This window comes from Glycomyces sp. NPDC047010 (genome assembly GCF_040644205.1).
GTDB lineage: Bacteria > Actinomycetota > Actinomycetes > Mycobacteriales > Micromonosporaceae > Glycomyces.
Genome location: NZ_JBEYVY010000010.1, coordinates 148589 through 161401, shown reverse-complemented (window position 1 = coordinate 161401; position 12813 = coordinate 148589). Strand labels below are relative to the sequence as shown.

At 71.4% G+C, this 12813-nt stretch carries 13 protein-coding genes; 3 read left to right on the top strand and 10 right to left on the bottom strand.

The genetic code is table 11. From position 1 onward, the window contains the following. The first annotated feature begins 33 nt into the window (after window positions 1-33). Both AB0A65_RS20410 and AB0A65_RS20405 read left to right on the top strand, forming a co-directional pair. Entirely contained in the window at window positions 34-813 is a 780-nt protein-coding gene (locus AB0A65_RS20410; protein WP_359953314.1) for a carbonic anhydrase, read from the top strand. 99 nt (window positions 814-912) lie between these two features. Then, window positions 913-1827, top strand: coding sequence for a hypothetical protein (locus AB0A65_RS20405; protein ID WP_359953312.1), 915 nt, complete (start codon window positions 913-915; stop codon window positions 1825-1827). A 90-nt stretch (window positions 1828-1917) separates the two neighbouring features. Here the strand turns inward: AB0A65_RS20405 and AB0A65_RS20400 are convergent, their stop codons facing one another. The 6 genes from AB0A65_RS20400 to AB0A65_RS20375 all read right to left on the bottom strand — a co-directional run bounded on the left by AB0A65_RS20400 (window position 1918) and on the right by AB0A65_RS20375 (window position 7078). Next, entirely contained in the window at window positions 1918-2616 is a 699-nt protein-coding gene (locus AB0A65_RS20400; protein ID WP_359953310.1) for a lytic transglycosylase domain-containing protein, read from the bottom strand. Between the two features lie 310 nt (window positions 2617-2926). Next, window positions 2927-3958, bottom strand: a complete 1032-nt coding sequence (locus AB0A65_RS20395) for a hypothetical protein (protein WP_359953308.1) — start codon at window positions 3956-3958, stop codon at window positions 2927-2929. A gap of 2 nt (window positions 3959-3960) precedes the next feature. Continuing rightward, a complete protein-coding gene (locus AB0A65_RS20390; RefSeq protein ID WP_359953306.1) occupies window positions 3961-4290 on the bottom strand; it encodes a PadR family transcriptional regulator in 330 nt (109 codons plus the stop codon). Between the two features lie 106 nt (window positions 4291-4396). Further along, window positions 4397-5863: a glutamate--tRNA ligase gene (gltX, locus tag AB0A65_RS20385; protein WP_359953304.1), complete on the bottom strand. Its 1467-nt coding sequence runs from the start codon at window positions 5861-5863 to the stop codon at window positions 4397-4399. Next, window positions 5856-6632, bottom strand: a complete 777-nt coding sequence (locus AB0A65_RS20380) for a fumarylacetoacetate hydrolase family protein (RefSeq protein WP_359953302.1) — start codon at window positions 6630-6632, stop codon at window positions 5856-5858. Before AB0A65_RS20380 ends, gltX begins: the two co-directional genes overlap by 8 nt. A gap of 104 nt (window positions 6633-6736) precedes the next feature. Continuing rightward, window positions 6737-7078 carry a hypothetical protein gene (locus AB0A65_RS20375; protein ID WP_359953301.1) on the bottom strand — a complete coding sequence of 114 codons (342 nt, stop codon included), beginning with the start codon at window positions 7076-7078 and terminating at the stop codon, window positions 6737-6739. Window positions 7079-7192: 114 nt separating this feature from the next. Here AB0A65_RS20375 and AB0A65_RS20370 point away from each other — a divergent pair, with 114 nt between their 5' ends. Next, window positions 7193-8335, top strand: coding sequence for a hypothetical protein (locus AB0A65_RS20370; RefSeq protein ID WP_359953299.1), 1143 nt, complete (start codon window positions 7193-7195; stop codon window positions 8333-8335). 133 nt (window positions 8336-8468) lie between these two features. On the opposite strand, the gene cimA is transcribed toward AB0A65_RS20370, so the two are convergent. From cimA to AB0A65_RS20350, 4 genes are all read right to left on the bottom strand, one after another. Beyond that, the gene (cimA, locus tag AB0A65_RS20365; RefSeq protein ID WP_359953297.1) at window positions 8469-10091 is read right to left on the bottom strand and encodes a citramalate synthase; all 1623 of its coding nucleotides are present in this window, start codon (window positions 10089-10091) and stop codon (window positions 8469-8471) included. A gap of 252 nt (window positions 10092-10343) precedes the next feature. After that, a complete protein-coding gene (locus AB0A65_RS20360; RefSeq protein WP_359953296.1) occupies window positions 10344-11033 on the bottom strand; it encodes an LPXTG cell wall anchor domain-containing protein in 690 nt (229 codons plus the stop codon). Window positions 11034-11101: 68 nt separating this feature from the next. Then, complete coding sequence (locus AB0A65_RS20355; RefSeq protein WP_359953294.1) at window positions 11102-11893, bottom strand: hypothetical protein; 792 nt, start codon at window positions 11891-11893, stop codon at window positions 11102-11104. A 9-nt stretch (window positions 11894-11902) separates the two neighbouring features. Then, window positions 11903-12751 (bottom strand): PspA/IM30 family protein, encoded by an 849-nt coding sequence (locus tag AB0A65_RS20350; protein WP_359953292.1) that lies wholly within the window; start codon window positions 12749-12751, stop codon window positions 11903-11905. Window positions 12752-12813: the final 62 nt, after the last annotated feature.

Sequence of the window (12813 nt, the reverse complement as noted above, 5' to 3'; positions counted from 1 at the left end):
CGTTCGCTTGCGCGGCAGGAGTATCCCTGAATCGTGAAATCACTCCACGTTTCCGGCAATCGCCGCAAGCTGCTCACCGGCACCGCGTCCATCGGCGCCGCCTCCGCCCTCGTGCTCGCCCTCGACGCCTGCTCCACCGACTCCGGCGGCGCCGCCGCCTCCGAGACCGCCACCACCGCGACCGAAGTGCCCGACTTCAAGAGCCTGGAGACGGCCGAGGAGATCTGGGACGCCCTCCTCGAAGGGAACCAGCGCTGGGCCGCCGGCGAGTCCGCCCACCCCGGCGCCGACGCCGAGACCAGGCAGTCGCTCGTCGAGGGCCAGGCCCCGCGCGCCGCGGTCTTCACCTGCGTCGACTCCCGCGTCGCCCCCGAACTGGTCTTCGACACCGGCGTCGGCGACATCATGGTCACCCGCACCGCCGCGAACACCTTCGACCCGCTCGTGTCCGAGTCCGTCTCGTACGGGCCCGCGGCCCTGGAGGCCCCGCTCCTGGTCGTCCTCGGCCACCAGAAGTGCGGCGCCGTCACCGCCGCCCACGACGCCCTCGCCGCCGCCGAGAACGGCGAGGAGGCCGAGGACCACGGGTACGACCTGCCCGAGATCGTCGCGTCCCTCACCCCCGCCTACGAGGCCGCCAAAGCGGAATCGGGCGACCCGGTCGACGCGATGATCAGTGCGAACGTGGCCCTCACCGTGCAGGCGCTCAAAGAGCACCCGAACCTCGCCGAGCTCGTCGCCGACGGCGCGCTCACCGTCGTCGGCGCCGTCTACTCCCTGGAGACCGGCACCGTCACCGAGATCGAGGTCTGACCCGGGGCCGGGGCCCCGCGCCCCGGCCCGCCATGCGGCCCGCGGGTCTCGACGGCGGGAAGTAGGCTGGGCCGCAATCGACCTGAAAGCAGGTGCGCCTTGCAGATCACCGTCGACGCGTGGGACCCGTCCTTCGCCGACAACCCCGAGTCGCCCTCGCGCACCGGCGGGACCGTGCGCACCGAGATCGAACTCGACCCCGAGGACTGGCGCCCCATCGACGCCCCCGCGAAGGGCCCGCGCCGCATCGTCGTGGTCGACGGCGTGCGCCGCATCGACGCCCGCGTGGAGCTCCTGGACGGCGGGGAGCGCTGGCCGGGCCTGTGCGTCTCCTGGGCCGCCGGGGCGGTCGCCTGCGACCTCGACGGGCACGTGTCCGCGGTCGCCGAGGCGGACGTGGAGCGCGGCCTGTTCGCGGCCGTGGACCCCGGCGCGGACTTCGGGCGGTACCCCTACCGCAAGGTCGAGTCCGCGGACCCGGGCGAGCTGATCTCCGCGGCCCAGCACGCGATGACGTCGCTGGAGGCCAAGGTCGCCTCGATGGTCGCGATGGACGCCGAGCTGGCGGTCCTCGACGGGCCGCTGCGCGGGCGCGACCAGCTCTCGAACTCGGTGGGCTACATCAAGAGCCACTCCCGGTCCTACCTCAAGGGCGAGCAGAACGCCGTGGTCGAGAAGCTCGCCCCCGGCCAGCGCACCCCCGTGTTCCACCTGGTCTCGGGCTGGCCCCGCTACACCTGGTACCTGCGGCTGCCCGGGACGAGCTCCCGCGGCTGGTCGGGCGTGGCGCGCCTCGAAGCCTCCGACGACCTCACCGACGAGGCGGCGATCGCACTCGCGGACGCCACCGCGGCGGCGCTCCCGCCGCTCGGCTCGGCGGCCCACAAGGACGCCCGCGCGCCCCAGAACCTGACGCCGATCGCCGGCCTGGAGCGCCGCCTGAAGCGGATGCTCGGCGACCCGCGGCTGCTGCTGCGCTCGGTGCGCGCGGCGTCCATGGAGACCGGGGCCTAGCGACGACGGGAGGCCCCGGCGCGGATGCGCCGGGACCTCCCTGGGTCAGCGAACTCCGGGTTCGCGTAGTGGATCGAGACTAAGCGGGCGCTAGTACCAGCCGACCGACTCGCTGTGCGACCAGGCGGAGCAGGGGCTGCCGTAGGTGCCGTCGATGTAGCCGAGGCCCCACTTGATCTGGGTGGCCGGGTTGGTCTCCCAGTCGTCGCCCGCGGAGGCCATCTTGCTGCCGGGGAGCGCCTGCGGGATGCCGGTGGCGCCGGAGCCCGAGTTGTAGGCGTTCTCGTCCCAGCCGGACTCGCGGTTCCACAGGTCCACGAGGCACTGGAACTCGTTCATGTCCCAGCCGTAGTCGAGGGTCATGGTGCAGCCGATGGCCTGGTTGCCGGAGTAGTCGGAGCACTCGGCCGAGATGTCGACGCTGGTGCCGGAGGACTCACTGGAGGACTCCTCCTCGGCGGCGGGCTCCTCTTCCTCGGCAGGGACCTCGACGGGGTCGGACTGCGCGGTCTCGGGAGCCGCCTCCGCCTTCTCGGGGAGGATGCTCGTCATCGTGTCCACGTCGTCCCACTGGCGGTCGGCGTCCCCGGCGTCGGCGACGATCTGCTCGGCGAGCTGCTCTTCGGCCGTGGGGTCGTCGGTCGCGATGATCGCGGCGCTCGCGCTGCTCGCCGAGCCGACTGCGAGCAGTACGGCGGCCGAGGACACGAACACCCGGGTGCGCACCACGTGCCGGAGGCCGCGCGGGCGGGGCTCGTCGGACCGGTGCTTGGCTCGGGTCGTCTTCATGCGGGTAAACATCGGGGGTAACCCTAAGAGGCCCCGGAGCCGTTCCCGTACCGCTCGGTAACGGCGACATTACGGCACATCGACGCCTGTACCGCAAGGGCTTCCGTGCCCGTCTCGCCCGATAGCGCGAGTATCGCGACGCCCGCCCGAAAGGCCGGGAACCCCGGCCGTCCCGCTCATCCGAACGGGCCATTGACACCGGCCGGGCCGCCTTCACTTTCTTCCACTTAGGTCCACCGAGAGCAATGTCACACGAGGCAACGCACCGGCCCCGCCGCGGTGCGGACGGGGCCGGTGTGGCGGTTGTGGACTACTCGGTGGTGGGGTCCTGCGTGGTCGTCGGCTCGTCGGACGGGTCGCTCGGGCCCTCCTCCGGCGTCGTGGGACTCCCGCCCGCCTCGTCGGTGGGCGCCTCGCTCGCGGACTCGGAGGGGGCGGCGGACTCGTTCGACGAACCGGGGACGCAGAGCGGGTACTGGTAGCCGAGGTCCGGGTCGGGGCCGTACGGGTCGCTGCGGGAGTCGTTCAGCGGGTCGCCTCCGGCGCAGTAGGACGGGTCGCCGAGGTATATGGGCATCCCCCACTCGTCGAGCAGGTACACGTCGGTCAGCAGCTCGCCGTCCTCGTCGTACGGGTAGACGTCCGAGATGCCGCCGTACGGGTTCTCGTCGACCCCCGAGGCGTACGCGTCCGGGTACTGCACGAGGTAGGCCCGCAGGCCGACCGCGTCGACGGCGCTCCAGACCGCCCACAGCACGACGAGCGTGCCGCCGGCGGCCAGCGCGTACCGGTAGCCGGGGCGCCAGCGGGTCGAGGCGGTGCCCAGCCGCAGGGAGGCCCAGGTGCCGAGCAGCGCGACGGCGGCCACGGCCCAGAAGGTCGCCGCGAAGTGCCCGACCGAGGCTCTCGCGAACGCCGGGTCGGCGCGGAGCACGAGGTAGCAGAGCAGGACGCCTGCGGTAGCGCCGCGCAGGACCCACCAGCCGGGCCGGACCTTCTCGCGGAACTCGGCGAAGGTCCCCATGCCCGCCGAGCCGGTGATCCTGTCGGCGGTCCGGACCGCTGCCGCGCGCGCGGCCGCGAGCGGGTTCCGGGGCGGTGCGGCGCGCGGCGCGTCGCCCTCGACGAAGACGGTCTCCCGGAGTTCGGCGGCGTAGTCCTGCGGTGAGCCGAGGCGGCCGGCGAGGGTGGCGCCCGGTTCGAGGTCGGCGGCGACCTCGTTCAGGTGCGCTTCGAGGTCGGCGAGCAGGTCCTCGCGGGCGGCGGGCGGCAGGTCGGCGAGGTGGCGGCGGACCTCCGCGAGGTAGGTCGCCGCCTCGGGGCCGCGGGGGGAGTCGGTCATCGTCAGCCTTTCTCGGGGGGGTCGAGGAGGGCGCGCATCTTGGTGCTGACGTCCTCCCACGCTTCGCGCATGCCGCGCAGGTGGGTGCGGCCGGTCGCGGTGAGCGCGTAGTACTTCCGGTGCGGCCCGGCGTCGCTCGGCATCACGTAGGTGGACAGGTGCCCGGCTTTGAACAGCCGCCGGAGCGTCCCGTACACCGTGGCGTCCCCGAGCTCCTCGAACCCGGCCTTGCGCAGGCGGTGCAGGATCTCGTAGCCGTAGGCGTCCTCGTCGGCGAGGACGCGCAGCACGATGATGTCGAGCAGTCCTTTGAGCAGTTGCGATCGGTCCACACATGGAACAGTACCATGCATTGCACAGTAGTGCGCTACGCGGAGGTCCCCGATACGGCACCGGCCCCGCCCGAAGATCGAGCGGGGCCGGTTGCGGCGCTTGGGATTACAGGGTGGCGCGGGCGGCGCGCAGGCGCGCCAGGCTCACGTCCTTGCCGAGGAGCTCCATGGACTCGTACAGCGGCGGGGAGACGGTCTTGCCGCTGATCGCGACGCGGACCGGGCCGAACGCCTTGCGGGGCTTGAGGCCCATGCCGTCGACGAGGGCGGCCTTGAGGGCCTCCTCGATGCCGGCGGTGGTCCACTCGATGCCGTCGAGCGCGGCGATGGAGGCGTCGAGGACCTGCGCGGCGTCGTCCTTGAAGGTCTTCTTCGCGGAGTCCTCGTCGATGGCGACCTCGGTGCCGCAGAACAGGAAGCGGAGCATCTCCACGGCCTGCGCGAGCGTCGAGCAGCGCTCCTGCACGAGCGGCACGGCCACGTCGAGGACGTGCGCCTGGTCCGGGGTCGGGGCCTCGCCGATGAGCCCGGCGTCGCGCAGGCGCGGCAGCAGCAGGCGGGTCAGCTCCGCGGTGTCGGTCATGCGGAAGTGCTCGGCGCAGATCGCGTCGAACTTCTTCTCGTCGAACCGCGCCGGGTTGGACTTGACGTCGTGCAGGTCGAACGCCGACAGGAACTCCGCGACGGTGAACGTGTCGCGGTCGCCCGAGATGGACCAGCCGAGCGTCGCCACGTAGTTGAGGACGCCCTCGGGCAGGTACCCGGCCTCCTTGTACTGCAGCAGGTTCGAGCGGGGGTCGCGCTTGGACATCTTCTTGCCGCGCTCGTCGACGATGAGCGGCAGGTGCGCGTACTCCGGTTCGGCGTCGGCCAGGCCCAGCTCGATGAGCGCGCGCCACATGACGATCTGGCGGGGCGTCGAGGGCATGAGGTCCTCGCCGCGGGTGACCATGTCGACCTTCATGAGCGCGTCGTCGACCGGGTTGGTGAGCGTGTACAGCGGCGAGCCGTCGCCGCGCGCGATCACGTAGTCGGGGACGGTGCCCGCGGGGGTGCGGACCTCGCCGCGCACCGCGTCCTGGAACACGATGTCCTCGTTCGGCATCCGCATGCGGAACACGGGCTTGCGGCCCTCGGCGCGGAAGGCGGCCTTCTGCTCCTCGGTGAGGTCGCGGTCGAAGTTGTCGTACCCGAGCTTCGGGTCGCGGCCCGCCGCCTTGTGCCTGGCCTCCACCTCCTCGTTGGTGGAGAACGCCTCGTAGGCGTAGCCGCCGTCGAGGAGCCGCTTGATCACGTCGGCGTACACGTCGAGGCGCTGCGACTGCCGGTACGGCGCGTAGGGGCCGCCGATGTCGGGGCCCTCGTCCCAGGTCATGCCGAGCCACGAGAGCGCTTCGAGGAGCTGCTCGTACGACTCCTCGGAGTCGCGGGCGGCGTCGGTGTCCTCGATGCGGAACACGAACGAGCCGCCCTTGGCGCGGGCGTAGCCCCACGAGAACAGGCAGGTGCGCACCAGGCCGACGTGCGGGGTGCCGGTCGGGCTGGGGCAGAAGCGGGTGCGGACATTACTCACTGGCGATCACCTTGTTGGTCAGCGTGCCGATGCCGGCGACGGAAACGGAGACGGTCTCGCCGGCCTGGAGCGGCCCGACGCCCGCGGGCGTCCCGGTGAGCACCACGTCCCCGGGCAGCAGGGTCATGATCTGCGAGACGTACGCGATGAGCTGGGGCACGTCGAAGATCATGTCCTTCGTGGAGCCGAGCTGGCGCACCTCGCCGTTGACCTCGCAGCGGACCTCCGCGTCGGCCACCTCGGCGTCGGTCTCGATCCACGGGCCCAGCGGGCAGAACGAGTCGAAGCCCTTGGCGCGCGTGAACTGCACGTCCTGCTTCTGGAGGTCGCGCGCGGTGACGTCGTTCGCGCACGTGTAGCCGTAGATCGCGGACTTCGCGGCCTCGCGGTCGAGGCCGCGGGCGCCGTGCAGGCCGATGACGACCGCGAGCTCGGCCTCGTGCTCGACCTGGTCGGACACGGCCGGGATGCGGATCACCTCACTGGGGCCGATGACCGAGGTCGAGGGCTTGAGGAAGATCAGCGGCTCTTTGGGGACCTCGTTGCCGAGCTCGGCGGCGTGCTCGGCGTAGTTGCGGCCCACGCACACGACCTTCGACGGGAGGATCGGGGCGAGCAGCCGCACGTCGTCGAGCGACCAGCGCTGGCCGGTGAGCTTGATCTGCGCGAACGGGTGCCCCTCGATCTCCGCGGCGGTGGCCCCGGGCCCCTCCCCTTCGAGGACTGCGAACGACATGCCGGTGGGGTGAGCGATCCGCGCGATCCGCACAGTCGGCCCCTCTCTAAGACTGGATCCGAAACCTTGCGGGCCCAGCTTAGTTCGCGCGGCGTCCGCGGGCACGGCGCTCCCGCGCGCCGGACTCGCCGGTCACGCTAGCGCAGGAGCAGGAACAGCCCCGCGATGACGACGGCGGCGACGAGCGCGCCGACGACGATGCCCATGCCCATGCGGCGGACGCGGCCGAACATGCCGACGAAGAACCCCAGGACGCACGTGAGCGGCGCCGCGACCAGCAGCGACAGCGAGGTCGCGCCGAGGCGCACCCGGAGGGTCTCGCCCAGGCCGCCGACGAGCACGAAGCCCAGGGCGAAGGCGAGGACCACGACGATCACGAGGCCCAGGAAGAACCCGGCGCCGAAGCGGCGGCGTCCGTACACGGCCGAGTCCGCGGCGAGTGCTGCCGCGCGGGCGCGATCGGTCTTGTAGGAAGTCACACCTCAACTGTAGTACGGCGGGGCAATCCGGCGGGTCACCGCATTCGGGTGCTCCCTCCTGACGCGCCGTCACGAATCCGACGCGGCGCGCCGTACGCGTGCGAGACTGCCGCAATGCGCCGTCTGATCACCATCTCAGCACTGTTCGCGGCCCTGCTGTTCGTACAGGCGCCCGCCGGGGCGATCGACTCGAACCTGCCGCAGGCGACCGCCTCCTTCAACGACCAGGTCGTCAAGGTCGCCTACAACGGCGACACCGTCTACTCCGGCGGCCTGTTCACCCGGGCCAAGCAGACCGACGGGTCCTACGCGGACCGCACGTACCTGGCCGCGGTGAACTCGCGGACCGGGGCGCTCCTGTCGTTCGCGCCGGTCCTCAACGGCACCGTCCACGAGGTGAAGACCGGCGGCGGGTACCTGTACGTCGCCGGGAAGTTCACCGAGATCGACGGCGTCTCCATCTCCCGCGCCGCCAGGTTCAACCTGTCCACCGGGAAGCTCGACACCGCGTGGCGGCCCAACCCGAGCGCCACGGTCTACTCGATCGAACCGGTCGGGTCCACGGTGTACCTCGGCGGCACGTTCTCCAAGGTCGGCTCGTTCGCGCAGCCGCGCCTCGCCGCCGTCGACGCCTCCACCGGCGCTCCGGTCACCGCCTTCAAGCCCGCGATCTCCGAGGGCGGCGTGCGCGACGTCCAGGCCGGGCACGGCCGCATCTACGTCGCGGGCGTGTTCTCCGAGATCGGCGGCGACAAGAAGTACGGGAAGCTCGGCGCGGTCAACCCGGTCACGGGCGCGGTCGACACCGGCTTCTCCGCGAAGGTGTACGTCCTGACCCGCGAGGTCGTCGTCGCCGGGGACCGCGTGTACGCGGCGCTGGACGGGCGCGGCGGCGAGATCCGGGCGTTCACGACCACCGGCGAGACCCTCTGGTACCAGGCCGTGGACGGCGGGATGCAGACCGTCGCGGTGTGGGGCAACACCGTCATCGGCGGCGGCCACTTCGACGAGGCGTGCAACACCAACCACGCGGGCCCCTTGGGGCAGTGCGTGGACGGCGTCAAGGCGCACCGCGGGAAGCTCCTCGCGGTCGACATGGACGGGAACCTGCTGCCGTGGAACCCGGGCGCGAACGGCGTCGTCGGCGCGTGGGACGCGACGGTCCACCCGTCGGGCGCGAACATGACCGTCGGCGGGTCGTTCACGACCTTCGGCGGCGGCGCCATGGAGCAGAAGCGGATCGCGGTCTTCAACTGACGCAAGGCATGTGAAAGGGGCCCGATCCGCGGATCGGGCCCCTTTTCCTTCGCCCTCCCGCACGGTCGGCGCGGGCCGGGCAAGGGGGCGCGTCTCGTGGACCGCCCCCGGTCTGCGTGCCGCTCGTGGCGGACTAGCGGCGGTTCAGCCCGTAGGCGAGGCCGTCCGCGAGGGCGTTCCAGGACGCCTCGATCAGGTTGGGGGCGACGCCGACCGTGGTCCACTCCGCCTCGCCGTCGCTCATGGAGATGAGGACGCGGGTGACGGCGTCGGTGCCCTTCGAGCCGGCGAGGATGCGGACCTTGAAGTCCGAGAGCGTGAGCTCGGCCAGGCGCGGGTGGCGGGCGGCCAGCGCGGAGCGCAGCGCGGCGTCGAGGGCGTTGACCGGGCCGTTGCCCTGCGCGGTGGAGATGACGCGCTCGCCGTCGACGTGGACGCGGACGGTGGCCTCGGCGACGGTGGTGCCGTTCGGGTCGTGGTCGACGATGACGCGGTACGTGTCGAGGGCGAAGGGCCGGGGCAGGCCGCCCTCCACTTCATCGCGCACGAGCAGCTCGAAGGACGCGTCGGCGGCCTCGAAGGACCAGCCCTTGGATTCGAGTTCCTTGACGCGCTTGGTGATCCGGTCGAGGGCGGTCTTGTCGCCGGCGAGGTCGATGCCGAGTTCGCGGCCCTTGAGCTCGACGGAGGCGCGCCCGGCCATCTCGGTGACGAGGATGCGCATGTCGTTGCCGACGCGCTCGGGCTCGATGTGGTTGTACAGGGCCGGGTCGGCTTTGATCGCTGACGCGTGGATGCCCGCCTTGTGGGCGAACGCGGCGTGCCCGGTGTAGGGGGCGTGCTCGTCGGGGATCATGTTGGCGATCTCGGCGATGGCGTGGGAGACGCGGGTGAGCTTCTCCAGGCCGCCGTCGGGGAGGACCTTGCGGCCGAGCTTGGTCTCCAGGTTCGCGATGACGGTGAAGAGGTTCGCGTTGCCGGGGCGCTCGCCGTAGCCGTTGGCGGTGCCCTGCACGTGCATGGCCCCGGCTTCGACGGCGGCGACGGTGTTGGCGACGGCGCAGCCGGTGTCGTTCTGGGCGTGCATGCCGAGGCGGACGCGCTCGGGGGCGAGCCCGGCGCCGAGGAGGCGGGCGCGCAGGTCGGTGATCGCGGCGGTGATGTCGGAGGGGATGGACCCGCCGTTGGTGTCGCAGAGGACGACCGCTTCGGCGCCGGCGTCGAGGGCGGTCTTGACGACGAGGGTCGCGTAGACCGGGTCGTGGCGGTAGCCGTCGAAGAAGTGCTCGCAGTCGATGAAGACCTGGCGGTCGTGCTCGCGTCCGGTGCGGACGGAGTCGGTGATCATCGCGAGGTTCTCTTCGGGGGTGGTGCGCAGGGCCTGCTCGACGTGGCGCATGTCGGACTTGGCGACGAGGCACAGGACGGGCGCGCGGGAGTCGAGGAGGGCGCCGAAGCCGGGGTCCTCGGCCGCGGTGGAGGCGGCGCGGCGGGTCATGCCGAAGGCGACCAGCTTGGCGTGCTTGAAGTTCAGCTCGTCCGCGGCGCGGGCGAAGAATTCGGTGTCCGAGGGGATCGCGCCGGGCCAGCCGCCCTCGATGTAGTCGACGCCGAGCTCGTCGAGGAGCTCGGCCACCGCGAGCTTGTCGGCGACGGAGTAGCGCAGGCCCTCCATCTGGGCGCCGTCGCGGAGCGTGGTGTCGAAGACGTGGAAGTCCCCGGCGCCGGTATTGGTTGCGGAGTCTGCTTGCGTCACTTGGTGCTCCAAGTCCTGTATGCCGATGGGTCCTGTGCTGCGCGCTGGACCTGAACGTTCGTTTGCCCTGAACGAAAAAGACCCCCTGCGGGCGCAGGAGGTCTGGCGTTCGGCGATGGCATCTATTGCCCCGCGGAACGCCCGCAGCTAATCATGAGCTGAAAAGTCACGAGACGAAGTATGCCACCGGCGGGCAGGCCCGCCCAGCATTTCCCGCATCGTGGGAATCACTGTGTCGTTGTGGACGATGGGTCACCACTGGCCGCGCAGGGCCCGGCGGCGCTGCCACCACAGGACGAGGGCGGCGCCCCCGGCGAGGGCGACGGCGCCCGCGCCGATGGCGGCGCCGAGCCCGGCGCCGGTGGTCGGCAGCTGCGGCTGGGCGGCGGCCGGCGTGGTCGACGGGGCCTCGGAGGAGGAGACCTCCTCCGAAGGGGACGGGGAGGGCGTCTCGGGCGGGACGGCGGCGAACAGCCACTCCTGGAAGTGGCGGCTGGGGCTCGCGCCGTCCCCGAGCGCGACGGACACGACCTCGGCGCCCTCGACGGCGTCGGCGTCGTGGGCGAGGCCCAGGTAGTAGTCGTCGGTGGTGATGAACCGGAAGTCGGAGTTGGACGGCACGTCGTCGAAGATGACGGTCCAGGCGTCGGCGCCGGAGCATTCGGCGAGGAACACCGGGGCGGTCTCGCCGCCGCCGGAGGTGTCGGTGGACAGGCACTTGCCGTCGCCGTCGTGGACGATCTGGTACTCGCCGAGGTCCTGGAGGGCCTCGACGGGGCGGAGGGTCCACAGGTCGGCCTCCGCGGTGAGGCGGATGGCGCCGTCCTGCTGGGCGAGCGGGAGGTCCTCGTGGTCCTTGAGGTACATGCGGACCGGGCCCTCGGGGACCGGGTCGGCGGCCTGGGCGGGGGCGGCGGGCACGAGGGCGGCCGCTGCGAGCACGAAGGCGGGAAGAATAAGGGCTTTCACCCGGAAATTACACCAAATTAGGCTTTTTCACGTTCGCGGACTCAGGCGCGCTGCTCGCCGATCCGGCCGCGGATCTCGCTCGCCGCGTCCCCGGCGGCGCGCAGCCGGTCGGCCGCGTCGGTGAGGAGGTCGAGGGTCTCGTCCGCGCGGTGCGCGGTCAGCTCGTGCTGGAGGCCGATCGACCCGGCCAGGCACTCCCCCGCCGCGGTCACCATGTCCTCGTAAGCGGTCACCCCGGATTCGAGCCGCTCGACCATCCGGTCGAGGCCGTCCTGGAGGCCCGTGCGCTTCATCGACGGCGAGACCGCGAGCGCCTGCTCGACGTCCTTGACGCTCAGCGCGAGCTGGTACAGCTCCTGCCCGGCCCGGCTCGCACCGGCCAGGATCGCCACCGCTTCCTCGTTGCCCTGCAAGCGGTTCGCCATCTTCTCGGCCGCGATCGACGCCTGCTCCAGGCGCTCGTAGGGCCGCAGGGCGCGGCTGCGCTTGAACTGGTCCCTGATGCGGCCCCGGCGGATCGCCTCGGCGGCCTCGCCGAACAGGCCCTTCGCCTCGCTCGCGAGCCGCGCCGGGCCGTGCAGCTCCAGGGACGCGCGCTCCGACTCGGGCAGCGCCCGCGCCAGGCGCCGGTAGTCGAACCACCGGACCACCGCCATCGCGGTGGAGAACCCGGCCACGGTCACCCAGATCCCGTCCGGCGCACCGAGACCCGCATAAGGGATGAAAAAGGCACTGCCGGCGACGGCGCCGCCGGCAGTGGTGGTCCAGGACTTGGCGGAGGCCAGCCGGGACCGCAGGCGCTTGAACGCGCGCTTGCGGTCCTTGGCGTCCACCGGAAGTCCTTAGCTGTTGGTCTTGTCCGCTTCCGCGGTGCCGTCGTCGAGGGACGCGCGGATGTCGGCGAGGCGGGCGTTCGTGACCGACTCCTTGGACTCGATCTGCGCCTTCTCCTTGCCGCCCGAGAGCTGGTCGCCCTCAAGGGAGGCGCGGATCTGCTCCAGGCGGGAGGCCCCCGCCATGTCGCGGGTGGCGCGGTTCACTTCGAGGAGGCGGCCCTCGACCGAGTTCGAGGCGAGCTCGGCGCGGCCCATCGCGTTCGAGTACCGGCCCTCGATCTTGTCGCGGATCTCGTCGAAGTTCGGCGTGTTGCCCGGAGCGGCGGTCTGCGACATCTGCTCCAGGGACGAGGCGATCGTCTCCTGCATCTTCGCCTGCTCCAGCTGGCCGAGGAGCTTCGTGCGCTCCTGGAGCTTCTGCTGGAGGATCATCTGGTTGTTCTCGACGGCCTTCTTCGCCTGGTCGGCGGCGGTGAGCGCCTGGTCGTGCATCACCTTCATGTCCTCAAGGGACTGTTCAGTGGAGACCAGCTGCCCCGCGAGGATCTCGGCGGTCGACTCGAACTGCTGCGCCTTCCCCTCGTCGCCGTCCGCACGGGCCTTGTCCGCCAGCACCAGCGCCTGGCGCGCCTGCGCCTGGAGCCGCTCCACCTCGGACATCGAGCGGTTCAGCTTCATCTCCAGCTGCCGCTGGTTCCCGATCACCGAGGCGGCCTGCCCCACCAGTGCCTGGTGCTGCTTCTGCGCCTCCTCGATCGCCTGCTGGATCTGGATCTTGGGGTCGGCGTACTCGTCGATCTTCGCACCGAAGAGCGCCATCATGTATTTCCAGCCCTTGACGAACGGATTGGCCATTATCGGGGTCCTTCCGGTGCTCACGTGGCGAAGCTTGCGAGCCATAAGTTTTGCAACTGCAA

Excerpts from the sequence above, each read along its gene's own strand:
- AB0A65_RS20350 (WP_359953292.1), bottom strand. The coding sequence starts at position 12,751 with ATGGCCAATCCGTTCGTCAAGGGCTGGAAATACATGATGGCGCTCTTC.
- AB0A65_RS20370 (WP_359953299.1), top strand. The coding sequence starts at position 7,193 with ATGCGCCGTCTGATCACCATCTCAGCACTGTTCGCGGCCCTGCTGTTC.
- AB0A65_RS20395 (WP_359953308.1), bottom strand. The coding sequence starts at position 3,958 with ATGACCGACTCCCCCCGCGGCCCCGAGGCGGCGACCTACCTCGCGGAG.
- AB0A65_RS20400 (WP_359953310.1), bottom strand. The coding sequence starts at position 2,616 with ATGAAGACGACCCGAGCCAAGCACCGGTCCGACGAGCCCCGCCCGCGC.